This is a genomic window from Photobacterium sp. GB-56 (assembly GCF_003026105.1).
Lineage (GTDB): Bacteria > Pseudomonadota > Gammaproteobacteria > Enterobacterales > Vibrionaceae > Photobacterium.
In genome coordinates this window covers 20,158-45,698 of record NZ_PYNW01000022.1, presented here as the reverse complement: position 1 = coordinate 45,698, position 25,541 = coordinate 20,158, and the positions used below count along the sequence as shown (strand labels likewise).

General features: G+C 41.5%; 21 protein-coding genes and 1 pseudogene. 19 read left to right on the top strand and 3 right to left on the bottom strand.

Annotated elements, in window-relative coordinates:
* Positions 1–327: 327 nt before the first annotated feature.
* The 18 genes from C9J42_RS19655 (at position 328) to C9J42_RS19570 (ending at position 21,280) form a co-directional block, all read left to right on the top strand.
* On the top strand, positions 328–702 hold the full coding sequence (locus C9J42_RS19655; RefSeq protein WP_006646494.1) for an NADH-quinone oxidoreductase subunit A: 375 nt from the start codon (positions 328–330) through the stop codon (positions 700–702).
* A complete protein-coding gene (locus C9J42_RS19650) occupies positions 699–1,250 on the top strand; it encodes an NADH-quinone oxidoreductase subunit B (protein ID WP_107290479.1) in 552 nt (183 codons plus the stop codon). Before C9J42_RS19655 ends, C9J42_RS19650 begins: the two co-directional genes overlap by 4 nt.
* Complete coding sequence (gene nuoD / locus C9J42_RS19645) at positions 1,250–2,947, top strand: NADH dehydrogenase (quinone) subunit D (protein WP_107302260.1); 1,698 nt, start codon at positions 1,250–1,252, stop codon at positions 2,945–2,947. Before C9J42_RS19650 ends, nuoD begins: the two co-directional genes overlap by 1 nt.
* An 86-nt stretch (positions 2,948–3,033) precedes the next feature.
* Positions 3,034–3,600, top strand: coding sequence for an NADH-quinone oxidoreductase subunit NuoE (gene nuoE, locus C9J42_RS19640; protein WP_107302259.1), 567 nt, complete (start codon positions 3,034–3,036; stop codon positions 3,598–3,600).
* Positions 3,600–4,883, top strand: a complete 1,284-nt coding sequence (gene nuoF / locus C9J42_RS19635; protein ID WP_107302258.1) for an NADH-quinone oxidoreductase subunit NuoF — start codon at positions 3,600–3,602, stop codon at positions 4,881–4,883. Before nuoE ends, nuoF begins: the two co-directional genes overlap by 1 nt.
* 2 nt (positions 4,884–4,885) lie before the next feature.
* Complete coding sequence (nuoG, locus tag C9J42_RS19630; protein WP_107302257.1) at positions 4,886–7,252, top strand: NADH-quinone oxidoreductase subunit NuoG; 2,367 nt, start codon at positions 4,886–4,888, stop codon at positions 7,250–7,252.
* Positions 7,252–8,229 carry an NADH-quinone oxidoreductase subunit NuoH gene (gene nuoH, locus C9J42_RS19625; protein ID WP_045062688.1) on the top strand — a complete coding sequence of 326 codons (978 nt, stop codon included), beginning with the start codon at positions 7,252–7,254 and terminating at the stop codon, positions 8,227–8,229. The genes nuoG and nuoH overlap by 1 nt, the downstream gene beginning before the upstream one ends.
* 22 nt (positions 8,230–8,251) lie before the next feature.
* Positions 8,252–8,788: an NADH-quinone oxidoreductase subunit NuoI gene (nuoI, locus tag C9J42_RS19620; protein ID WP_369750685.1), complete on the top strand. Its 537-nt coding sequence runs from the start codon at positions 8,252–8,254 to the stop codon at positions 8,786–8,788.
* A gap of 14 nt (positions 8,789–8,802) precedes the next feature.
* Positions 8,803–9,336 carry an NADH-quinone oxidoreductase subunit J gene (locus C9J42_RS19615; protein ID WP_045129807.1) on the top strand — a complete coding sequence of 178 codons (534 nt, stop codon included), beginning with the start codon at positions 8,803–8,805 and terminating at the stop codon, positions 9,334–9,336.
* Entirely contained in the window at positions 9,333–9,656 is a 324-nt protein-coding gene (nuoK, locus tag C9J42_RS19610; protein ID WP_107262043.1) for an NADH-quinone oxidoreductase subunit NuoK, read from the top strand. Before C9J42_RS19615 ends, nuoK begins: the two co-directional genes overlap by 4 nt.
* Positions 9,656–11,536, top strand: a complete 1,881-nt coding sequence (gene nuoL / locus C9J42_RS19605; protein ID WP_045151986.1) for an NADH-quinone oxidoreductase subunit L — start codon at positions 9,656–9,658, stop codon at positions 11,534–11,536. Before nuoK ends, nuoL begins: the two co-directional genes overlap by 1 nt.
* A gap of 18 nt (positions 11,537–11,554) precedes the next feature.
* Complete coding sequence (locus C9J42_RS19600) at positions 11,555–13,057, top strand: NuoM family protein (protein WP_107302256.1); 1,503 nt, start codon at positions 11,555–11,557, stop codon at positions 13,055–13,057.
* Positions 13,044–14,486 (top strand): NADH-quinone oxidoreductase subunit N, encoded by a 1,443-nt coding sequence (locus tag C9J42_RS19595; RefSeq protein ID WP_107302255.1) that lies wholly within the window; start codon positions 13,044–13,046, stop codon positions 14,484–14,486. Before C9J42_RS19600 ends, C9J42_RS19595 begins: the two co-directional genes overlap by 14 nt.
* A gap of 561 nt (positions 14,487–15,047) precedes the next feature.
* Positions 15,048–16,163 carry an alanine dehydrogenase gene (ald, locus tag C9J42_RS19590; RefSeq protein WP_107206112.1) on the top strand — a complete coding sequence of 372 codons (1,116 nt, stop codon included), beginning with the start codon at positions 15,048–15,050 and terminating at the stop codon, positions 16,161–16,163.
* Between the two features lie 275 nt (positions 16,164–16,438).
* The gene (locus tag C9J42_RS19585; protein ID WP_107302254.1) at positions 16,439–17,695 is read left to right on the top strand and encodes an aromatic amino acid transport family protein; all 1,257 of its coding nucleotides are present in this window, start codon (positions 16,439–16,441) and stop codon (positions 17,693–17,695) included.
* Between the two features lie 450 nt (positions 17,696–18,145).
* The gene (locus C9J42_RS19580; protein ID WP_045151991.1) at positions 18,146–19,696 is read left to right on the top strand and encodes a maltose/glucose-specific PTS transporter subunit IIC; all 1,551 of its coding nucleotides are present in this window, start codon (positions 18,146–18,148) and stop codon (positions 19,694–19,696) included.
* 2 nt (positions 19,697–19,698) lie between these two features.
* Positions 19,699–20,388: an N-acetylmannosamine-6-phosphate 2-epimerase gene (locus tag C9J42_RS19575; RefSeq protein WP_199187017.1), complete on the top strand. Its 690-nt coding sequence runs from the start codon at positions 19,699–19,701 to the stop codon at positions 20,386–20,388.
* Positions 20,389–20,425: 37 nt separating this feature from the next.
* Positions 20,426–21,280: a MurR/RpiR family transcriptional regulator gene (locus tag C9J42_RS19570; protein WP_107206109.1), complete on the top strand. Its 855-nt coding sequence runs from the start codon at positions 20,426–20,428 to the stop codon at positions 21,278–21,280.
* 106 nt (positions 21,281–21,386) lie between these two features.
* On the opposite strand, the gene tsgA is transcribed toward C9J42_RS19570, so the two are convergent.
* Positions 21,387–22,577 carry an MFS transporter TsgA gene (tsgA, locus tag C9J42_RS19565; protein ID WP_107287167.1) on the bottom strand — a complete coding sequence of 397 codons (1,191 nt, stop codon included), beginning with the start codon at positions 22,575–22,577 and terminating at the stop codon, positions 21,387–21,389.
* A 234-nt stretch (positions 22,578–22,811) separates the two neighbouring features.
* A pseudogene (locus C9J42_RS21765) lies at positions 22,812–22,946 on the bottom strand (dTDP-glucose 4,6-dehydratase); the annotation flags it as partial.
* 139 nt (positions 22,947–23,085) lie between these two features.
* Here C9J42_RS21765 and C9J42_RS21760 point away from each other — a divergent pair.
* Positions 23,086–23,322 (top strand): hypothetical protein, encoded by a 237-nt coding sequence (locus C9J42_RS21760; protein WP_233219350.1) that lies wholly within the window; start codon positions 23,086–23,088, stop codon positions 23,320–23,322.
* 39 nt (positions 23,323–23,361) lie between these two features.
* On the opposite strand, the gene C9J42_RS19550 is transcribed toward C9J42_RS21760, so the two are convergent.
* Entirely contained in the window at positions 23,362–25,518 is a 2,157-nt protein-coding gene (locus C9J42_RS19550; RefSeq protein ID WP_107287168.1) for a polysaccharide biosynthesis tyrosine autokinase, read from the bottom strand.
* Positions 25,519–25,541: the final 23 nt, after the last annotated feature.

Genomic DNA, 25,541 nt, shown 5'->3' with positions numbered 1-25,541 from the left:
ATAAAAAAATCATTAATTAAAATCGATTTTTTTCATTTCAAAAATGAAAAGATTTTGCATTTTTTTGTTAAGTACTTGTTCAGAAAGTAACTGTTAGGTTCAATTGGTTGCATTTATTTGTTTATTTTTAACAATGATCAAATAAGAAATAGTGACTAAGTATGCGACCTATAAAAAATAACGACAGGGCTAGTTTAACGACCAATTAAATTAAGCTCTTTTGAAAGTAATGTTGAAGTACGAATGAGATGTAAGCTCACGTTGTCAGCACCTTGGCTTTTCAAGTGTGCTTGACGGCTAATGCATCAAATTCGACAAGGAGTGCAAATGAGTGATTTCAACCCAGGAATCATGATCGGTGTCTTCAGCCTTCTCGTCTTTGCGGTGATCGCTTCCATTTTATTTATTAGTAAGTCTATAGGTGGATTTGGTCGTCGTTTTGATAAAGAACAGCCTTTCGAGTGTGGGCTTTTACCCTCTGGAACAACAAAGCATAACTTTTCTATTAGTTATTACCTCATCGCTGTTGCGTTTCTCATTTTTGAATTAGAAGCCGCAATCCTTTTTGCATGGGGAGTCGACTATTGGCAACTCGGTATACCGGGTGTCATTGCTGGCGTCACCTTTTTGGTGATTTTACTTTTAGGGTTCATTTACATGATACGTAAAGGTGTCTTTCAAATCGGAGTGTATGAGTCATGAGCGATATAATTCAAACCGTTAACGTCGGTAATTCCTCGAATGAAAAAGGCAACAACATCATTACCAATATTGTTGGTAAAGTTGATGAACTTATTTCCTACAGCCGGAAGCATTCGCTCTGGCCTTACAACTTTGGGACATCTTGCTGTTTCGTTGAAATGATGACAGCAGCGACGCCTCGCTATGACATGGCAAGGTTTGGTTCTGAAGTACTTCGTGGCTCGCCACGCCAAAGCGATGTACTTATCACAGCTGGTACCTGCTTTGTGAAAATGGCACCGTTAATGAAGCATATTTATGATCAAATGCTTGAGCCTAAATGGGTTATTTCAATGGGGTCTTGTTCAAACTCTGGTGGTATGTATGACATTTACAGTGTTGTACAAGGCGTCGATAAAATTCTTCCTGTTGACGTCTATGTCCCTGGTTGCCCACCTCGTCCAGACGCCCTACTCGAGGGGTTGATCATGCTTCAAGAGCACGTTCAAGCTAACCCAGTCTCTGTGCTAAGTAAAAACCGTAAACCACTCGGTTTGAGGGTCGAATAATGAATAATAACGATCGTCAAATACTCATTGAGCGTTTCGGTGCTAAAGCGCCAAAACACGAAATCATTGGTTGTGAAAGTTTCGAGATAAAAAAAGAACACCTTATCGATACCTTGCACTTCCTAAAAAATGCGGCTTCTTCACAATTTGAAATGCTGTTCGACCTTTCAGCAATTGATGAATGTGAACGTGGTGGCGGACTCAGTGTGTTTTATTATCTGCTGAGTGTGAAAAATAAGCAATTTATTTCCATTCGCACACACATTGCTAATGACACCATTGAAGTACCTACTGTAGTTGGGCTTTGGCCTAACGCGAATTGGTATGAGCGTGAAGTCTATGACATGTTCGGGATTAAATTCACTGATCACCCCGATCTACGTCGTATCTTAACTTTTGATTTTTGGAAAGGTCACCCACTACGTAAATCTTATCCTTGTCGTGCGACCTTAATGGATGAACCTTTCGATCTTGCAGGATCTGACTTTGATGATGTTATGAAGTCCTATGATATTCAAGGTAAGCAAGACGATGGCAGCATGGTACTAAACATCGGCCCTAACCACCCTGGTACCGATGGCGTTATCCGCCTCAAAGTTAAAATGAAAGGCGAGTTCATTGAAGACTTGGATCAAGAAATTGGCTTCCACCATCGCGGAGCAGAGAAAATTGCCGAGCGTCATACTTTTCATAACTACATCCCTTATACCGATCGCATCGATTACTTAGGTGGTGTAGCTGGTGAACTGCCCTATTTACTAGGGCTTGAAGCAATGACTGGAATTGAAGTCCCTGAACGCGCCAAGACCATGCGGATTATGTTATGCGAATTATTCCGAATTTCGAGCCATCTTGTATGGTTTGGAAGTATCACGCATAACCTAGGGGGTATGGCTCCAGCCTTTTATGCTTTCACCGAGCGTGAAAAAATCTTCGATGTTATCGAGTTAATCTGTGGCGGTCGTATGCACCCTGCGTTCTTCAGAATTGGTGGTGTATCTCAAGATTTACCTGATGGCTGGGAAGAAAAAGTTGAACAGGCTTGCCAAGGTATTGAGCAACTGGTCCCCGATCTTGAAAAGTTAATGACCCACTCAATGATCTTCAAAGTACGGACACAAAACATTGCGGTTTACAGTCAGTCAATGGCACTTGATTGGGGTTTAACAGGACCAAACTTGCGTGCGACTGGCATTAACTTCGATATGCGTAAAGATTTCCCTTACATGGGTTACGAAGATTACGACTTTGACGTTCCTGTTGGCCAAGATGGTGATGCCTACACCCGTACCGTTCTTCGTGTGCAAGAAGTGGTTGAGAGCTTGAAGATCATTCGACAAGCGGCGGCACGTATGCCTGAAGGTCCTATCCTTGCTGACAATGCGCCTAACTTTGGTTTTCCGCGAAAGCAAAATGCATTACGCGATATCGAAACCCTGATCCACAGTTTTGTTGATACCGGCAGAGGCTTTAATTTCCCGGTTGCTGAAACCTTTTACGCAACGGAAACCGCTAAAGGGGTCACAAGCTACCACACCATCAGTAATGGTACTGGGTGCCCTTACCGTGTCCGAATCCGCACACCTTCATTTACACATTTCCAATCCGTTAAAGCCGTTTCTAAAGGCGACTTATTGAGCAATATCATCTGTTTAATCGGCTCTATCGATTACGTACTCGCTGATATTGATCGCTAAACAATAAAAACAACATCCCATGTAGATGTTGAGACGAATAAGCGAATGTCGCTCGTCATAAATAAAGTCCGCAATGTGAGGAAATCATGTTAACAGATCAAGAAAGAGCTCATCTGGAAGAGCATATTGCTCATTACCCAGAAAAAAGAGCCGGTGCCATCTATTGTCTTTATTTTATGCAAGATAAATATGGCTATATCACGAAACCAAGTCTCAACCTTGTTAGTAAACTTACAGACCTATCAACAACGCAGTTAGATGAACTTATTACGTTTTATACGCTTTTGCGCCGACGTCCTGTTGGTCGCAATATCATGCGTGTCTGTGACAGCATTTCTTGCTATACCCGAGGTGCGAAAAAAGTGCTAGAAGCGGCAGAAAATGCAACAGGTAAAGCATTAGGAGAGATCGCTAATGATGGCAGCATTACCGTTCTACCCAGTATTTGTCTTGGACTATGCGATCGCGCTCCAGCCGCTCTAATCAATGATGATCGTGTTGAAGGTGAACTAACACCTGAACGCATGAGAATGATCTTAACTGAATTAGCAGAAGAAGAGATCAAGCTATCAGAGAAGCCTGATTACCAAAATATTATTTCGATGCTGACTCCTCAAGATGCGCCAGCAAAACCAAATGAGGAGGTGCTGTAATGGACTTAGTACTTTCACGCAACTTTCATCATCCAAAACCATTAAATTTTGCTGAGTACTGTGAAAATGGTGGTTACCAAAGCCTTAATTCCATTATTGGTCAACCAAGAGAGCCTTTACTGGCAGAACTAAAAGCATCTGGTCTACGTGGCTGTGGTGGTGGTGGTTTCCCAACGGGTGTGAAATGGGGTTTCCTTGCAAAAGATGCCAGTCACCCCGTTTACTTGGTGGTGAATTTAGATGAATCAGAACCGGGCTCGTTTAAAGATAGACAAGTGCTTTATCGCGATCCGCACACTATTTTAGAAGGCGTTATCGCAAGTAGTTACATACTTGGTGCAGACAAAGCATTTGTTTTCATTCGTGGAGAATATCGCGAAGGGGCAAAAGGACTTGAGAAAGCGTTACAAGAAGCACGAGCGGCTGGGCTTGTGGGTGAAAATGTCATGGGCTCTGGCTGGGATCTTGATGTTGACGTTCACTTAAGTGCTGGGCGCTATATCTGTGGTGAAGAAACCGCCCTACTCAATGCCCTTGAAGGCTACCGTGGTAACCCGCGTTCTAAACCGCCCTTCCCTATCGTAAAAGGTCTGTGGGGACAGCCAACCATAGTCAACAATGTGGAATCCATCTGTCATATTCCTTGGATCGTTCATAAAGGTGCCGAGTGGTTCAAATCTCAAGGTAAAGGTGATGCCGCAGGAAGCCATATTTACCAAGTGTCTGGTCCGGTCAAAAAGCCTGGCTTCTTTGAGTTGCCATTAGGGACTACAGCTAGAGAGCTTATTTTCGAGCACGCTGGCGGATTACTTGACGATCGTGAGCTTGTCGGTTTTCTACCAGGTGGTGCCTCAACGCAATTCATGCTCCCTGAACATCTCGACGTTCCCCTCGATTGGGACGGCCCAGCGACTGTGGGTTCACGTTTAGGTACTGGCGGGATCATTGTGATGGACGATGCGATTTGTCCAATAGACTTCATGATCAACCTGACAGAATTTTTCGCAAGAGAATCATGTGGCTACTGCACACCTTGCCGTGATGGCTTGCCGTATGTCGTGCATGTATTGAAAAAATTTGAAACAGGAGAAGCGACCTCCAAAGATCTGGCTCTGCTTCATGAGCTCTGTGAAACCATCTATCCCAACACCTTCTGTGCGCTTGCACCGGGGGCGCTAATGCCAATCATGACTGGATTAAAACACTTCAAACATGTTTTTGAATCCCATATTGAAGGGCAACGCTGTACTCACAACCACCAGCTAACTGCGGAGGCATGTTGATCATGGGAACTATCTATATAGATGACAAAGCGGTCGAATTTGAGCCAGGACAGAACGTGTTAGACGCTGCGCGTAAAGCGGGGATCGATACGCCTTATTTTTGCTACCACCCAGCATTAGATGCCGCAGGCTCTTGTCGTATTTGTGCCATGGAAACCGTGCCACAAAAAGAAGGTGAAAAACCGCGTACCGTCATGACTTGTAGCATTCCAGCACAAGATGGCCAGCAATTTCGTTTTAAATCGCCAAAAGCAAAACAAATCCAAAAAGCCGTGGTTGAGTTTTATATGACCAACCACCCCAATGACTGCCCTGTTTGTGATGAAGGCGGTGACTGTCACCTTCAAGACACAACCATCAGTGTCGGCCATGCTTACCGCCGCTATGATGGACAAAAACGTACCATGCCGGATCAATTCCTAGGTCCGTTGGTATACCAAACCATGAACCGCTGTGTGACCTGTTATCGCTGCGTACGCTTTTATCAAGACTATGCGCTTGGTGATGATTTTGGTGCAATGGGGTCAAGCAATCACGTACTTTTCCGCCGAACAGAAGATGGCGCATTCGATAGTCCATTCTCAGGCAATTTAGTCAGCGTATGTCCAACCGGCGTTTTTACCGATAAGGTTTACCGCCGTAAATACAGCCGTACATGGATGTTAGAAAAAGCGCCTTCAATCTGCTCAGGTTGTAGTGTGGGTTGTAATATCGAAGTCGGTGGACGTGAAGGAACCCTACGACGCGTTCAACCTAACAACAAAGCATCAAAAGTAAATCCTTATTTTATCTGTGATCGTGGTCGTTATGGGTCTCATGGCACCGAGTCGTACTCAAGACCTAAATATGTATCAGAGCAAGGCAAAGTCATAAAAACATCACCTCTAGATGCACTGAAAATAGCCCTTGTTAGAGCTGAAGGTCATGTGGGTATTTTAGGTTCCGTAGAAGAAGATCTCACGACTAACTTGGCACTGAAAGCTATTGCAAAAGAGATGAATGCGCCGTTCTCACCATTTATTTCACCGCAACAAGAAGCTTTGACGAAAACCGCTGTAGCAGCGAATCACAATGCGCCTTCTATATCAGATATAGAGCAATCAGATGCGGTTTTCGTGGTAGGAGAGCTCACTGAACATGCGCCTATGCTTGATCTTGCGGTACGCCAAGTGATCAAGGCTAAAAAAGATGTGTATGTATTACATGCAACACCTTCTCACCTCGTCACAGCCTTGAATAAACTTCAGCGAGGCCATGTTAAAGCGTTAGCACCAAGCCAATGGCAAGACTGTTTAACACAAATTAACACAGCTGTTCATGATGGTGCTGTGGAAGATCTCTGGATTAAAGATGTTGCCAATGCACTAAAACAGGCGGAAAAACCTGTCATTATTGGTGTGGCTGAACTGCTTAACACTGCAGATATCTCTCTACTTAATACCATTACAGAGTCACTTGCACCTGCAGCCAAAATGGCGATTACTTTACCGAGTGCCGGTTCTGTTAATGCAGTATTAACAGCACAAGAAAACTCATGTGCTGAGCTGATGACGCAAATAGAGAGTGACAAAATAAAGACATTAGTTGTTGTCGGCAGCGATCCGCTGAATACCAATAACCCACAGTGGCATGCACTGCATGACAAGCTAGACCAATTGATTGTGATCGACAAAGTCTTAACCAAAACAGCACACTTAAGCGACACCTTATTGCCACTCGCAGCATGGCCAGAAAGGGACGGTATGACGATTAACTATGAAGGTAGACTACAGCGTTTTAGCAAGGCTTTCGCGAGAAAAACAGCCACGATTGACGCTCATGGCATGATTGAAACCTTAATGAAATCACCTGAGACAATCGAGCAATGGTTAACTGAGCTCGCACCGACGCTACCTCAAGCTGGTGATGACGGGATCATCATCGAAAAAGACAAGCTTAAGTGCACACAATTACCACTTGAACAGAAAACAAATCCACCTGCAATTCAAAGTACTCAGCCGCAAGTTGCACTAAGTAAATGGTTTGGTGAAGGATATGTTGCCGATCATGCGCCTGAAATCCGCTCTCTCAAGCCAGGATCTTCCGCTTCAATAAATCCTAAACTGGCTGCCTCGCTAAACCTTAGCAATAGTGATCAATTAATGATTATTTGCGGTGATCAGAAGTTGGTACGCCCTGCGGTGATTTCCTCTCAAGTTGCTGACCTCACGGTTGCTTTAAATCAAGCAGATATGCGCCTACTTCAGGCTGATATTGCTTCACCATTGTGTCTTGAGCGCACCTCTGAGCTTTTTATTGATGCAGATAAAAAGGAGGAAATCAAAAACATTATTGGTAGTGCATCGGTCATTATGATGGGAGAAGCCTAATGGATTCATTGCAGTACTGGATTTTTATTCTGGTCGGTATGGTTATCACTATCTTTGGTTTGATTTTAGTTGCAGGCTATACCGTTCTGTTTGAACGTCGCTGTCTAGCACTGTTGCAAGACCGTTACGGCCCTAACCGAGCAGGTCCATTAGGGTTATTCCAAGCACTATGTGATGCAGCAAAATTGCTAACAAAAGAATATTTCATGCCCGGGTTTGTCGACAAAAAGCTCTACGCTTTAGCACCAATCCTTGTCGTGGTATCGATTCTTGTTAGCTTTGCTTTACTGCCTATCGGTAAAAATATCTCATGGGCAGCAGACTTAAACATCGGTCTGCTCTTTTTAATGGGATTAAGCTCCATTCACGCTTATGGGGTCTTTTTAGGCGGATGGGCATCAAGCTCGAAATACACCATGCTTGGCGCAATTCGTACTATTGCTCAGTTAATCAGTTATGAATTAGCAATGGGTATGGCGGTATTGGGTGTGGTTATGCTTGCTGGCAGCTTTAGCTTAACGCAAATTGTTGATGCACAAACGACACCGTATATCCTCCTTCAACCGGTTGGCTTCCTTGTATTCCTAATCGCAGGTATTGCAGAAACTCACCGCTTGCCATTCGATATGCCTGAAGCCGAAAACGAGCTTAATGCAGGTTTTAATACCGAATATGGCGGTATGCCTTTTGCGATGTTTTTCCTTGGTGAATACCTAGGTGTGATCCTCGTCGGTGCAATGGCAACAACCTTGTACCTCGGCGGATGGCATGGACCATGGGCTGAAGCCTATCCGCTTGTTGGCGTCTTATGGTTTGTATTGAAGACCTTCTTGTTAGTTTTCTTCTTTGTATGGATGCGTGCCAGCTTACCGCGAACGCGTTACGACCAGCTAATGGCATTCGGTTGGAAATTCTTACTTCCAATCGGCATCGTCAACATCATTGTTACCGCCCTTGTCGGTACATTCTGGATGTAGCCCCCAACATTAGAGAGAGACAATCATGAAAGTTATACAGATTTTACAAGAGGTCACAGGGGCTTTTGCGGCAACCATTAAGCACGTTTGGGCACCACGCGATACGGTTTGTTATCCAGAGGTAAAACCAGACTTACCTGAACGCTGGCGCGGTCGCATTGTATTAACGCGCGATCCTGACGGTGATGAACGTTGTGTTGCTTGTTATTTATGCTCTTCAGTATGCCCTGCTAATGCAATCACCATTCAAGGTGCTGAGCGAGAAGATGAGCGTCGATATGCCAAAACATTCGAACTGGATTTCAGTCGCTGCATTTTCTGTGGAATGTGTGAAGAAGCATGTCCAACCCTATCGATTCAATGCACCACTGATTTTGAAATGGGTAAATATTCTCGTGACAAGCTGCTTTATGAAAAAGAAGACTTACTCATTGATGGCACAGGTAAACACCCAGACTTTAATTACTACAAGCAAGCAGGTGTAGCAATTACAGGTAAAGCTATCGGCGATGGTGAAAATGAAAAACCACCAATCGATGTGTACTCTCTGCTGCCATAAGGACATCATCATTCATGTTAACTTGGAATATTATTTTCTATGCCAGTAGTGCCATCATGCTATTGGCAGCAATCAGTTTACTGTTTGTCAAAGAGCCTATGCATGGTGCGGTGTATTTAACCACATCGCTACTCGCACTGGCTGTTATTTTCTATTTATTGGGTGCGCCGTTTATTGCCGCGTTACAAATTATTTTGTACGTCGGGGCAATCATGGTGTTGTTTGTCTTCTTCATTATGTTGAGTCCGGCAAGCCGAACCTTCCCACTCACGGCTAATCGCACTGTAATTTTACCGGTGATCTTACTAACCGTTATGTTAGTTGAGGCTTTCATCGTTCTAAATCACGGTCATCAGTTCTATACAATTGAAACGATCAAAACCATCAGTCCTAAAGCTGTTGGTGCGGATTTATTTAATCATTACAAACTCGCGATAGAAGCGCTATCAACGCTCTTACTTGGTGCGTTAGTCGCTGTGATTTATCTCGCGGCACAAATGAAAGCTCGCCACTCAGAGACTGATGATAAAGTGGAGGAGCACGCATGAGTCCACTGACTATCTTAATTTTATCCTTTGCCATGTTCATTATTGGCCTCCTCATTGTTGTTGTTCGCCGACAGTTGTTGTTCGTACTTATGGGTATCGAAGTCATGCTTAATGGCGTTGCGTTAGCCGCTGTTGAAGCAGGTCAACATTGGGGAAATCCAACAGGACAAATCATTACTATCTTTTTGATGATTGCAGCAGGCTGTGAGCTTTCTGTTGTCTTGATGCTCGCCATGTTGTCGTACAAACACCTAAAAACAACCCGTATCGACAAACTTAACCAGCTCAGCAATACATTAATGAGTAAGGGAGAACTGTAATGAATACATGGTTATGGTTAATTCCTGCCGCTCCGCTTTTCAGCGCCGCCTTAATTGTCTTATTTGGCAAGCACTTTCCGACTCGTGCAAGCGGTATACTCGCTTCACTCTCCGTCTTAGTATCGGCTGTACTCACTGGCATGCTATGGCTATCCAGTGATTTTAACCCAGCTTTCCACCAGCAATTATGGACGTGGATGGCTGTTGGTGATTGGAACGTCAACATTGGTTTATCGGTTGATCGTCTCTCGCTAGTAATGATGACAGTGACAAGCTGGGTTGGATTTCTTATCCACTTGTTCTCCGTTCCCTTCATGCGCCGTGATTTTGGTGAAAGACGCTACTTTTGCTATTTAAATCTATTCGTTGCTGGGATGTTGTTCTTTGTGATGGCGGATAATTTAATTCTGCTATACACAGGTTGGGAAATCATGGGGCTATGTTCATACGGACTGATTTCTCATTACTACAACAAAGAAAAGAATGTGTACTCAGGACGTAAAGCATTCGTCGTAACACGCATTGGCGATACCTTACTTGCGATTGGTATCTTACTGACATTCACCGTGTTCAAAACCGTTAACCTTAACGAGATCTATACTATTGCTAGCCAGCAATCGATGAACTTATGGTTAATTGGCGCGATTTGTCTTCTATTCTTGTTCGGCGGTATGGCCAAATCAGCCCAGTTCCCGTTTCATGTTTGGCTGCCTGAATCAATGGCAGGTCCTTCTACGGTATCGGCATTGATCCACGCAGCAACCATGGTAACGGCTGGGGTGTACTTGATTGCACGTAATCATGTGCTCTTTAATTTAGTACCTGATGTCACATGGTGGGTATCACTTGTGGGTGCATTTACGGCGTTTTATGCAGCAACATGTGCGCTGGCGCAGAATGACATCAAACGTATTCTCGCCTACTCAACCATCAGCCAAATTGGCTATATGTTTGCAGCGCTAGGTGTAGGCGCTTATGATTTAGCTATTTTCCACGTCATTGTTCATGCGTGTTTTAAAGCACTGCTATTTATCAGCTCTGGTGTCATTATCGATATGTTTAATCACGATCATGACATTCGCAAAATGGGCGGTCTCGGCAAACGACTTCCTTGGCTTAAGTGGACTTACCTAGCAGGCTCTGCAAGTTTAGCCGCACTACCTGTCATCACTGCAAGCTTCTTCTCAAAAGATGCCATCATAGCAGCAACGGAAACGGGCCATTTAGGTTGGTTACTGGGTGCACTTGGTTTAGCGGGCGCATTATTTACCAGTATTTACAGCTTCCGTATGTACTTTATGGTCTTCAATGGTGAAAACCGTACAGCGTTTAGTGAACCTCGCTACCTGAAAAATAATGGTCTTCCTTGGCAGATGAAAGTTTCAACGGGTATTTTAGCCGTTGGTTCGATCGCTATTGGTTGGATGCAGTTTCCTAACGAATGGTCTTTTGGTCCTCACCTATTCCTTCCGTGGATTGATAGTCAATTAGGTACAGCGCCAGAGATTGCAACCTCTGCAGGTCTTATGCTGCAAGTTGTTGGCTCATTAGTCGCTATTGCTGGAGTATGGATTGCATACATCTTAGTAAAACAAGAGCTTAAACAGGGACATGGCATCGGTGATTGTCAATTCCTGAACTCAGCATGGTATATCGACGACCTGTCAAAACTAACGGTTATTCGTGGCTTCAAAGGTCTTTCCAAGCTGCTAGAAACGGTTATTGAACGATGGGTGCTGAATCAGGCCATTGTGAAAGGGATCGCGGCAATGTTATCTCACTCAGGCGAAGCCGTTAGTGATGTACAAGGCAGCCAGCTTTCTCGTTATGTCATTATGATGATTGCAGGTTCTGTCCTTCTGCTTTTTTACTTGGTTTGAGCTAGTTAGGTTTGATATATGCTTAGTTTATTGATTTTCTTACCCATGGTAGCTGCACTACTTATCGGCTCAAGTTGCCGTAAGCTGCCATTTATTGCACGCTCCATGACATTAACCACACTCATTATTGAGTCAATGTTAGTAGCTTGGATATTTATCACCCATCAAGTTCATGGTTTTTCCATGACAGAAAGCCTCAACTGGATCCCTGACTTCGGCATTAAATATTTAGTCAGCATGGATGGGATCAGCTTAAGCCTGATTGGTTTAACCTGTACCTTGTTCATCGTTGCAATGCTTGTTGCTTGGCACCAAGTGAATCGTTGGCAGGCTTTTGGCCCACTAATGCTATTAACACTCAGTGGCATTATGGGGGCATTTCTTGCTCTTGATCTCATGCTCTTCTACGTATTTTGGGAGCTGATGTTAATTCCGATTTACTTCATGTTGAGTTTCTGGGGCGGTAAAGATACCAAACAAGCAGCATTAAAATTTGTTCTTGTGACCATTACAGGCTCTTTATTAATGCTTGTATCTCTTGTTGCCCTTTACATCATTAATGGTAACAACACAGGTGTATGGACATTTGATTACTTCTACTTAGCTTCCCATCCAATTATGGGTGAATTGGCTATTCCAGTTGTATGCGGATTCTTAATTGCTTTCTTAATTAAGATCCCAGGTTTCCCATTTCACTTTTGGGCGCCTGACACCTACCGCGAAGGGGCACCTGCGGTATCACTGCTGCTATCTGGTGTTATGGCTAACGTCGGCGCATACGGTATTTTGCGTTTCTGTTTAGCTATCTTCCCTGAAGCAATGCATCAAATGATGTATATCGGTATGGCACTGGGTGCAATCGGTAGCTTATACGCCGCCCTACTCGCTTTCCGTCAAAAAGATCTCCGTAATGTGATTGCTTACTCAAGTATCAGTCACATGAACTTAGTGGTCTTAGCGATTTTTGCATGGCAACTTCAAGCATTGAATGGTGCAGTGATCCAATTAATTGCTCACGGTCTTTCAGTAGCAGGTCTGTTTGCCGTTGTACGTATGCTTCAAGCGCGCGGGTTTAGCGGTAAGTTTGATGAAATGGGCGGCTTATATAAAGTCCTCCCGGGTATTGGCGTCTTCCTACTATTTATTGTTGCTGCAAGTGTTGGTATTCCAGGATTAGGTAACTTTGCAGGTGAAATCTTACTCCTCGCAGGTAGTTTCTCTGTCTCACCTCTTTGGACAAGCTTGGCTGCATTCTCGATAGTGTTAGGTGTGGTTTACTTCTTAAGAGCCTATGGACTGGCATTCTTAGGGCCAATCTCTGCCGGCAATGAACAACGTAAATTAATCGATCTGACAGCACGAGAAAAGCTAACAGCATCCATCATTGTCATTGGGTTATTCTGGGTTGGCTTAGATCCGAACTATTTACTGCAACTTATGATGTCATCAACCAAAACACTGGCATCCATTCATTCGGGTTCATATTCATTGATTGAAGGGGTTATCAATGTCATCTCATGAGTTAATTAGTGCAATACCCTTTGCCATCCTTGGACTAGGTGCTTTAGGTGTCCTCCTGTTAGGTGTTCTGCCGGGTAAGAACAACCAACAACTCCCTTATATGGGATCGATTGTGGTGCTATTAGCGACCATGTTGTCAGTGGCTTCTTTATTCGGACACAGTGCGAATATTGAAAACTTTGTGGTTATTGATCATTTCACACTCGTTGCTTTTGAATTATTCGCAGCAGGAGGACTGGCAACCATATTACTGGCTAAAAACTACCCAGCCCTCAACAAGCATGTTGCAGAAGAGTTTTACGCCCTGATACTGATAGCTGTACTCGGTACATTTATCTTGGCCTCAGCAAGTAATTTGTTAGCAGCATTCCTAGGAATGGAAACCATTGCCATTCCAATGTTTGCACTCATCGCATGGAACCCTCAACGTAAAGGAGCCATCGAAGGGGGGCTTAAGTATGCTGTCACAGCCACTGTTGCTGCAGCATTCTTTATGTTTGGTATTGCACTGATCTATTTTGGTGCGGGCACTATCGTTATTAGTGAAATACCCAAAGCGCTCACCAGTGCTAACGCGATGCCGATGGTCGCATTGATCGGCTTTATGTTGCTATTTGTAGGCATATGCTTTGAACTGGCTTTAGCACCATTTCATAGCTGGCTGGCTGATACACTGCAAGCCTCACCTACGCCTGTGATGGCATTTATTGGTAGTATCGCCAAAATTGCAATGCTGACATTTGTTATTCACTTCGTGATTCAGATTGAACCTATTTGGGATCAAATCTCGTTTGTGCTTTGGGGCTTTGTGTTATTTAGCATTGTGTTTGGTAACCTATTGGCTTTCCGCCAAACTAATATCAAACGTATTCTGGCTTATTCATCCGTTGCCCACTTCGGCTACGCACTCATGGCACTAACCAGTGTGATCCCGAACAGTAGCGCCTCTTTATCAGAAGCGGTTCATGCTACTGCTTATTACGGGCTGAGTTATGCCGTGATGAATCTGGTCGCGTTTGCTGTGATTGCAATGTTAAACAAACATAACCCAACGGGTGAATTAAAAGGTTATCGCGGTTTAGGTCGACGTTACCCACTCGCTGGTATTGCAATGGCGATTGCTGTGCTTTCATTGGCGGGCGTTCCCCCTACTGCTGGCTTTTTTGCCAAGTTCTTCCTGTTCGCAAGTGTACTTGGCAACGGATATTTAGGCATGGTTGTACTCGCTGCATTAGCTTCTGCAGTCTCCGTATTTTACTACCTTCGTATCCTACTGGCCTTTTTCGCTAAAGAGGAATATCACCACCACAACCAATCTGCGGATGTTGAAAGTGTAGAGTTTGGTTCAACAGTGGTGATCAGTGTCAGTGCGTTTGCCACTATCGCATTGGGCATCTTTGCTCAAGCAGTGCTTACTTATATGTTTTAACAAATGAGCAACCTCGCTGTACAAGCAGCGAGGTTCTTCATTGCTTTCTCTTTATTTCTTTCAACCCACACCTTCCTCATTTAATTTTGCCCTATCCCTCACGAAAAACCCTGCGAAAAAGCGCGTTACTAAAAGTACAATCCTCTGTTATATCAACAAAAAGTTAAATCCTCACCTAACCAAACAGAATATAAAACTAATTAACGTTGATTTTTGATATTAAAAATCAAAACCTCTTTTAGAAGTAAAAAATGACATCAAAAACACAAGAAACATAAAAATAAAAAGTCATAAAAACCAAAATTTAAATAATAAAAAGACCTAAATACTGCAATGACAAATAAAAAACAGTTATTAGAACCAAAAAACAACCATCAAAACAAACTATCAACTGTGACGAATGTCTAGTTTGGTTTTTAACACCAAAAACAAACGAAAAACTGGTTTCTTTTGTTGGTTATTAGTTAAAAAACAGTGACACATTTCAGGTTATTTTGTTTAACCTATTAATCATTCCAATAACAAGTAATAAACAAAACAACAGATATTAAGGCTTAAATTATGATCATTGGTATCCCTAAAGAAATCAAAACACATGAATATCGCGTAGGTATGATCCCAGCGTCAGTTAAAGAAGTGGTCTCTCATGGTCATCATGTTTTTGTCGAAACCAACGCAGGCACAGGTATTGGCTTTAGCGATCAAGACTACATTGATGCGGGTGCACAAATCCTAGCAACAGCATCTGATGTTTTTGCAAAAGCAGAAATGATTGTAAAAGTAAAAGAGCCTCAAGCTGTTGAGCGTGCGATGCTTCGCGAAGGGCAAATTCTATTTACTTACCTACACCTAGCCCCGGATCCAGAGCAAACGCATGATCTCATTAATAGCAAAGCCGTGTGTATTGCTTATGAAACCGTGACAGATAAAAACGGTCGTCTACCACTACTTGCACCAATGTCAGAAGTGGCTGGTCGCATGTCTATTCAAGCTGGCGCATTCGCATTAGAGAAGTCACGTGGTGGAAGTGGCATACTACTTGGTGGCGTACCAGGTGTTGAACCAGCAAAAGTTGTGATTATTGGTGGTGGTGTTGTAGGTGCAAATGCAGCACAAATGGCATTAGGTCTACAAGCTGATGTCACAGTTATTGACCGTAATATCGATGTACTTCGCCAACTAGATGTACAGTTCAACGGTAAACTAAAAACAGTTTACTCAACCAATGACTCAATTGAAAAACATGTGCTTGAAGCAGATCTTGTTATCGGTGGTGTGCTAGTCGTTGGTGCTGCGGCTCCGAAACTGGTTACTGCTGAAATGATCAAGAAGATGAAGCCAGGCGCGGCAATTGTCGATGTTGCTATCGACCAAGGTGGCTGTGTAGAAACATCCCATGCAACGACGCACAGCGAGCCTACCTACATTGTTGATGAGGTGGTTCACTACTGTGTGGCAAACATGCCAGGTGCGGTTGCTCGTACATCAGCTGTGGCACTAAACAATGTAACACTGCCTTACATTGTTAACCTTGCAAATAAAGGCTACAAAAAAGCGCTACAAGACGATAAGCACCTATTAAATGGCCTAAATGTTTACCGTGGACAAATCACTTGTGAGAGCGTAGCAACATCATTGGATTTACCTTACGTTGATGCAGACTCTGCTATCGCGTGATTCATAGCATTCCCCCCTCCTCCTGCTGGTTATCTCATTCACTCCTCCAGCAGGAGTTTTTACGTCCTCAAAACCCCATCAACACAAAATATTAAACCATTAAAATCACACTCAGCAAAATAAAATCAAATAAAAATCTAAACAAACCAAAATATTAATGCGATCAAAGTAACAAGTATTCCTATTTAGAATACTGCAAAGATTACCAATTTGTTAACATTGTATTCGATATGAAAAAACCTATAACAAATACATTAACCAATAAGGTCAATCACATGTCGACTTCCAATAACATTGAAATATCCACCCACGCAGAACAAAAACTCACCCTCAATAAACACGATAAAACTTGGATCATAAGCTTATTTGGCACAGCCGTTGGCGCAGGGATATTATTCTTACCAATCAATATTGGTGTAAATGGTTTCTGGCCTTTGATCACTATAGCCTTGCTGGCAGGACCAATGACATTTTTGGCCCACCGTGGCTTGGCGCGATTTATTTTATCGTCAAATAACTCGAAAGCTGAGTTTACTGATGTGGCCGAAGAACATTTTGGTCACCGCTTCGGTTTTCTGATCTCACTCCTCTACTTCTTATCTATTTTTCCGATTTTAATGATTTATGGAGTAGGATTAACCAATACCGTTGAAAGCTTTATGGTAAATCAGATGGGTATGGCTACACCGTCGCGGGTGTTGCTATCTGGTGTTCTAGTTGCCCTCCTAATTGGAGTGATGACAGCCGGTGAAAAAACCGTATTACGTGCCTTTGAAGTGATTGTTTATCCATTAGTCTTCATCTTATTTGGGATCTCGGTTTATATGATCCCTAATTGGCAAATGCCAAACTTTACCGATATGCCAGATGCAAAAACATTTACTCAAACTCTATGGCTCGCTATTCCTACCACCATTTTTGCATTCAGCCACACCGCTGCGATTTCCACTTTTTCTGTTGCCCAAAAAAGACATTACGGAGAGCAGGCAGGTAAACGTGTCGACTTTATCTTAAAACACACATCGATGATGTTAATCACCTTTGTATTATTCTTCGTTTTCTCTTGTGCGCTAAGCTTAACCCCCGCTCAATTAGCCGAAGCTAAGGCACAAAACATTTCTATTTTGTCTTACCTTGCAAATGTGACTGGAAGTGGCTTGATTGCGTCATTTGGTCCCTTCATTGCTTGTATTGCGATAGTCTCATCGTTCTTTGGTCACTTCCTTGGTGGACGAGAAAGTTTAAGCGGGATCATTGCCAAACATACCAACCTAAAACCTAAGGTTGTTAATAAACTTACCATTGGTATTTTATTTTTCTCTGTATGGTATGCCGCAGTAAAGAATCCAAGTGTACTGGGTATTATGGAAACATTTTCAGGCCCTGTGATCGCCCTGATTTTATTTATTCTGCCGATGTATGCGATTAGAAATGTTGAATCAATGAAGAAATATCGCGGAAAGATAAGTAATATTTTCGTGACTGTTATCGGCTTAATTGCTATCTCAGCGATTCTATATAATTTGGTATAAATCGTGCGATAAGAAAACAGCTGATTCGTTAGCTGTTTTCTTTACTGATAAATATATCAATTAAATAACTTAGGCTATTACCCCGTCCCCCCCCTACCTCCACATCCCCTTTAAAAACAATCAATAAGCATAAAATCAAAACCTTACGGTGACAGCTTTTATTCAAAAATGGGAAAAATGAGACGACATTAATGACATCGCAGTGTCTTAAAATAGGCAAAAAGCATGACGTATTGATAAAAATTGCTGACGGGCAACGTTGAATAAATTCAACATACACTATACCCATTAATCCCCCCCTTTTTTTGTGTGTTTACATCACAGTTTTTACACTGCAAATTGCGCGCAGATAAAACTGTGAGCTGTCCCTCTTTCCCCATCTTAAAATGAAAATAAACTCCACTTATCGCAACATGCAAAGACAATTCTAATTTTACGGAGTTTTTCACCATGTTAGACCGCATCAAAAATGGCTTTTTTGAACAAGCACAAAAGTTCGGAAAATCCTTAATGTTACCCATTGCCGTATTACCCGCAGCAGGCTTATTGCTCGGTATTGGGGGCGCACTTTCTAACCCAAATACATTGCAAGCTTATCCTTTTCTCGATATTTGGTTACTGCAATGTATCTTCACGCTCATGGCCAGTGCCGGCTCTGTTATTTTTGGTAATTTACCGGTCCTTTTTGCAGTTGGTTTAGCCGTCGGACTCGCACGCAGTGATAAAGGTACCGCAGGTCTTGCAGCGCTATTAGGTTACTTTGTCATGAACGCGACCATTAATGCGCTATTGGTGCTTAATGGACAACTTCTTACCGAAAACTTGGGGAATGCCGGTCAAGGTATGATCCTTGGTATGCAAGTGTTAGATACTGGGGTTTTTGGCGGGGTCATCGTGGGATTGATGACTTACAGTCTCCATAACCGTTTTAGCAAAATTGAATTACCTCAAATTCTTGGCTTCTTTGGCGGCTCTCGCTTTATACCGATTATCACCTCATTCAGTGCTATTTTGCTGGGTGTCTTGATGTACATTGTTTGGCCGTTTGTCCAATCCGGCATTGGTACGCTGGGTTCACTCGTCGATGCTTCTGGTTACCTCGGCACGTTTATTTACGGCTTTGTGCTTCGTTTACTTGGTCCTTTTGGTCTTCATCATATTTTTTACCTTCCATTCTGGCAGACCGCATTAGGTGGCAGTTTAATCGTTGACGGCACGCTAGTTGAAGGGACCCAACGTATTTTCTTTGCCCAACTCGCCGATCCGAATACACAACAGTTTTATGAAGGCACTGCCCGTTTTATGTCTGGTCGCTTCATTACCATGATGTTTGGTCTATTGGGTGCCGCATTCGCCATCTATAAGTGTGCTAAAAAAGAGCATAAAACACGCGTCGCTAGTCTGATGTTCACCGCTGCACTGACTTCTTTCTTAACGGGGATCACTGAGCCTCTAGAGTTCGCTTTCTTGTTTGTCGCTCCTGTCTTGTACTTCATCCACGCCATCTTTGACGGTCTGGCTTTCATGATGGCTCATATCTTCAATATTACGATTGGACAAACATTCTCAGGTGGTTTTATTGACTTCATTTTATTTGGTGTTTTGCAGGGTAACGCAAAGACAAACTGGGTCATGGTTCCGGTGATTGGTAGTGTGTGGTTTGCACTTTATTACTTTAGTTTCTCTTTCATTATCAAACGAAAAAACCTGAAAACACCAGGTCGTGAAGATGATGACAGCGCCATCATCGAGAACATTGCAGGCTCTGAACGTACTGAAAAAATCATCGAAGGACTGGGTGGCCGCGACAACATTAAAGACGTTGATTGTTGTGCGACACGATTACGTATCTCCGTCATCAAGGGTGAAAACGTCAATGAAGCACTATTAAAAATGACGGGCGCACGTGCCGTGATCATCAAAGGCAATGGGATCCAAATCGTCTATGGACCACAAGTCACCATTATTAAAACTGAAGTAGAAGAAGCAGTAGGATGTTAAGTATGAATATGTTGTCAATCGTGAAAAATAATCTGATTGTTTCTTGCCAAGCATTAGAAGATGAACCGCTGCATAGCAGTTTCATTATGGGTCGGATGGCATTAGCGGCAAAAGAGGGCGGAGCCAGTGCAATACGGGCTAACTCACCACAGGACATCATTGAAATTAAGCAAGTTACGCAATTACCTGTTATTGGTATTTTAAAGCGAGATTACGACAATTCGTCCATTTACATTACCGCAACGATGAAAGAAATCGATGAACTCATGGTAGCGAATCCTGACATGATCGCGCTTGATGCCTCATTAGGGTTACGTCCTGACGGTATGACACTTCAAGAGATGATCAAGAACATTCGACAGCGCTATCCATCAGTGTTATTGATGGCCGACATCGCCACATTAGAAGAAGCATTAACGGCACAAGAATTAGGATTTGATTGTGTATCCACTACCCTTCATGGGTATACTACTGAAACGAAAGGAATGAAACTTTACAACCATGATTTTTCATTCTTACGTGCTGTCGTTGATGCTGTTTCTATTCCGGTAATTGCAGAAGGAAATGTCGGTACGCCGGCGCAAGCAAAACGCTGCCTTGAGCTAGGTGCCTACTCCGTCGTTGTTGGTGGTGCAATCACTCGACCAAAGCAGATCACTACAGCATTTATTGATGAAATTAAAATGTGTTAGGTCATAACAATGAGGCCTAACCTTGTTAGGCCTTTTTATGACTTCAACAACATCATTACTAAAAGAAATTCAAAAAAACCAAGAAACCTTTACTAAATCGGGCCGAAAACTAGCAGAATATATTCTGATGCATAGTGATGATGTCGTCACTATTTCCATCTCAGATCTCGCCCTAAAGGCTACTGTTGGTGAAGCCAGCGTGACACGTTTTTGTCGTCAGTTAGGATTTCATCGCTTCCAAGATTTCAAAACAGCGCTTGCTGTTGACGCTACGCAACAAGAATACGGTATTGATCCTAATCTTGGCTCTTTTGAATTATCAACAACAGATGATGTTATTGATGTCGCTAGTAAGTTAAAGAACAACCTCAATACAATTTTAAACGATACCATATCACCTATTAAGCCAAACGAAATAAAATTACTTGTAGATAAAATCACTCGCTGTCGTGACATTTGCTTTTTTGGTATCGGATCATCCGGTATTGCTGCCAATTATGCCTACACAAAGTTAATGCGTATTGGATTAAAGGCAGAATCACTCCACAACAACCACATGATGTATATACGTGCGAGCTTGTTAAATAAGGAAGATATTGCTTTTTTTATTTCTCATAAAGGCGAGTCACAAGAAATCATCAAATCACTTTCCTTAGCTAAGGAAGAAGGTGCAACAACGATAGCACTCACACATTGTCATCAATCAACGGTAGCAAAGATGGCAGATCATGTATTGATCACCGGTGATGATCAAACTTTCATTCAGGGGGACTCTATCGGAACGGTTATGTCGCAATTGTTTATGATCGATCTTATTTATACACTCCTCATTCAACGCGAACCTCAAAAAGCACAAGACGTTAAAATGAAGACAATTAAAGCATTAGGATAATGTAAAAATATTTAAAACTGGCAATAGTGGCTTTTATTCTTGCTATTAAAAAAAAGCCACCGTACTTACATACGATGGCTTTCAATATTCTTTTTACTGTACGTTTTTATTCAGCGTCAGCGTGACCATGGATACGGTGTTTAGTGACAAAGCCGACTAAGAAACACATCAAGAAGACAACCGCATACAAACCGTTCGCGGTAACTAATGCCGCATGTGTGCCAAAGTTCTCCACGATTGGGCTGGTTACCACAAAGGTCAACATAGTACCGATGGTGCCACAAAGTAAAATGAAGTTCACCAACTTCGGTGATGATGCTTTAGTCTGCTGTGAGCCTAGCGTAATAATAGATGTGTAAATCGCACTACTAAAGAAGCCAAGAATAGAGATCACATACAGTAATGTTTTGGCATCAGTATCTTTATTAAACCAATACATTAATACTGTCGCTAATGCCGATAACACCATGACAAGACGCTGTAAGTCGAACTTTTTCAAAATAGCACTGAAGATCCACATACCAACCATGTATGCACCCCAGAAGTAACTGACTAAATGACCCGCATCGGTGATCGACATGCCCAAATCTTTAGTGGCATATTCAGGGATCCAAGAAACAAAACCTAGCTGACCAAGAATGTAGCATAAGGCCGCAATCGCTAAGAACACAACGCCTAAGCCCCATTTCTCTTTTTCAGGAATGACATCAAATTCTTCTTCGTCTTTTTTACCCAGTACAGGAAATTCAGCAAATAACGTCAGCACAAAAATCGCTAGATAAATAATACCGATAGCCACATACACCCAGTACCACTGAAGATGATGAGCCAGAACCGCTGCAGAAATTATTGGGAAAATCATCCCTGCCATACTAAAAAATGAGTCTGTAAACAGTAGACGCGAGCCGCGTTGCTTACCTTCATAGATATGGGTAATCAAATAGGTACCAATCGACATGGTGATACCACTCACCACACCTAATACAAACATGCAGCCAGAGAAAATCGCGATACTATGCCCAAACATCAGCCCGAATATCGCCAAGACCATAAGACAAAAACCAAAGATGAGCTGGCGTTTTAACGGCACAATTTCCATCAACCATACATTAAGGAAGATGGAGATTAAGATACCTGTATTTAAAAAGGTAAAGGTGTTACTCATGCTTGATATTGGTAAGTTGAAGTACTTAGCAATATCCCCCATCACGATACCTGTGACGATAATCAATGAGCCTGTTAGCGCATATGATAAAAAACTAATCCATGTCAGGAGGTTGCGATTTGTGTTTGTCATTGCAAATCCTGAAAACGTTCTAATAGATAATAATATGATGAATGCTATCAATTCATATTACTCTTAATTGTGATTATACTCACAAAGAATATTTATTATGGGTTTTACTCCGATTAAACACCAATTTTTTCAGTTTTTATTCAGCCATCAATACACAACAGAGTGAGTATTAATCTAACTACTCAAACTATTTGCTGGTTAAAACTTACTCTTTGACTGCTATTACATTGCTAGCTACCATGATGGATTAGCTAAATACCATTCGACTGTTTTTCTTAAACCCGTTTCAAAACTCTCTTGCGGCGTCCAGCCAAGCTCTTGAGGAATTTTGGATGCATTAATCGCATAGCGTTTATCATAATTATGGCGACAGCCTTCTACTTCTAGTCACTGGTTAGGAGATACTAAATTAAGCATTAATTACCTAACTTCCAAAGCAAAAGGTAGCAGTGAATATGAAGACTTTGTTGCCGTTAGTATTGCCATCCCATTAACACCTTGGCGTGATATGAAGCCTGACTATGCTCAGGTACGTGGTATCGATCAGTTTGTATACTCATTGCAAACACGCGTAGGTGAAAGCCACAATAACTTAAACTCTGGTTTAGGGGCTTCATCGGATCTTCAGCATAACATTGTTCGTCAATATGAGAACCGTGGCCGACTTTCTCCTGCTTACTTCAAAGCAAACACTCAACGTTTAAGAAATGCATACATCAAATATGTGAAAGTAACCGTAGAGTAAAATAATAAAGGATTTTAGGACTTCGCTAGTTAAAAATATTTATTTATCAACATAACTATAATTATAATATCCGTAGGTATTACTGATTTTTTTCTCTACCGAGTTAAGTATAAAGCCGGTGATCTCTACGCCAGCATGATTAAATCGCTCTTTTGCTACTTCAATTTCATGTATAGATGTCTTTTTAAATCGACCAACTAAGAAATTAGCCCCTGCATACTTACCAACTAATGCTGCATCAGTCACAGCTAATAATGATGGGGTATCTACAATAACAATATCATAGTTTTCATTAGCCCACTCCATTAATTCAGATAACCTATTTCCCATTAGTAACTCAGAAGGATTGGGGGGTATACAACCACAAGAAATAACATCTAAATTATCAACATTAGCTTTTTGTACAATTTCATCTAAATTACCTTGATAACTTAAATATTCAGAAAGTCCATTTTTACCTTTTAAATTAAATACTTTAGTACTCTTTCCTTTTCGCATATCAGTATCAATAAATAATACTTTCTTTTTAGCTTGAGAAAATACTATGGCTAAATTTTTCGATAAAAATGACTTACCAAGATCAGGACTTGAACCTGAAATCATTATTATCTTATTTTTCGCAGTAGATATTGAAAAATATAAACTTGTTCGTAACGATTTTATTGCCTCTATCGCTAAGTCATCAGGGTAAAGACACGCAAGTAACATCCCCTCTTCATTAAATTCACGACTGCTTTTACTTTTTTTAAGTAATTTACTTTGATTAACGGAGTATGGCACAGTTGCATAAAGAGGAAGTCCTAACGATGATATTTGACGAGGATCATCAATACCACTCATAACAGTTTTCTTTACTAAAACAATTACAATAGAAAGCATCCCACCAAGTAAGGTAGCGAGAACAACGATAAGGGCTTTTTTAGGTTTAATTGGAATTGGTGACGTTTCTGCTGAGTCAATTAATCTTACACTACCAACTGTACTTTCTTGACTTATTCTTAATTGCTGAACTTTATTAATAAGCGATATATATATATGTTGAGCTGCCATCACATCACGATTTAACGTAATTATTTTTTGATTTGTTTTAGGCATAGCGCTAACTTCATTTTCTAATTCAGCTTTTCTTTTTAGTAGTGTCCTTTGTTGTTGTAATAATGAAACATATGCAGGATGCTCTTTGGTATATAATTTAGATATTTCAGACTCTTTGAAACCCAAATCAATTAATTTACTTTCAACTGATGCTAAAACATTAAGTGTCGACTTAGCTTGATAATCCATATCAATAGAATCGCTAGACACTTTAAATGCATTTAGTTTATTTTCAGCAATATCCAACTCTTGTTTAACTTCAGGTAACTGATTTTCTATAAAAGCTAAACTTTTAGCTGCTTCTAGCGCATTATGATCGATATTTTGTGCCAACTCATTATTAGCGATATCATTTAAAATAGTCTCCATCCGCAGAGGATTACTACCTACTAATGAGAGCTGTAAAATACCCGTGTCTTGGCCAGACTCCTTTATAGATAAGCTTTTTCTAAGAGATGATACCGTATTATAACGATTAAGTTTCTTAATGATAAACTTCTGCCCAACCTCACCATTCAGGTGTAAAATAAGTAACTGATATCCATTTTTATTTACTAGTTTTCCAACTTCACCGGAGAAAATCAGTTCATTATTTTTATTAAAAAAATCGTATACCCCTTTCTTAGCATCACTTATTTTTACAATATAGTCACCCTCTCTATTGTCACTTGATCTATTATCATTTTCAGGTGTTATCAATAATGAAACTTTAATCTCGGGTACATCTCCTAAAAAATACGCGACCTTTTTACCTATGATAGGCGTAAATATGGGTGAGGAATATAACGTTAGATTTAGATTATCAACAGTTCTCCCCAGCACCATACGAGATTTAATAATTTCTATTTCTGTATTTGCTGTAGACTGTGATAGAAATAAGTTTGAAATATCATTCACGTGAAAATCTAAGTGCTGATGCTGTGTCTCTACTTGTAGTCTTGCTACAGCTTGATAAGTTAAAGGTGTTGACTTCACATAGAGCACACCTAATATAGTAAAAAAACACGTGATACTTAAAATCAGTTTCCAAGATTCAAGTAGCGATTTAAATAAATTTATTAAATCAAGCTCATCATGATTTAAATTACTGTTATCATCCATTCTTATTTCATCCCTAATTTAAT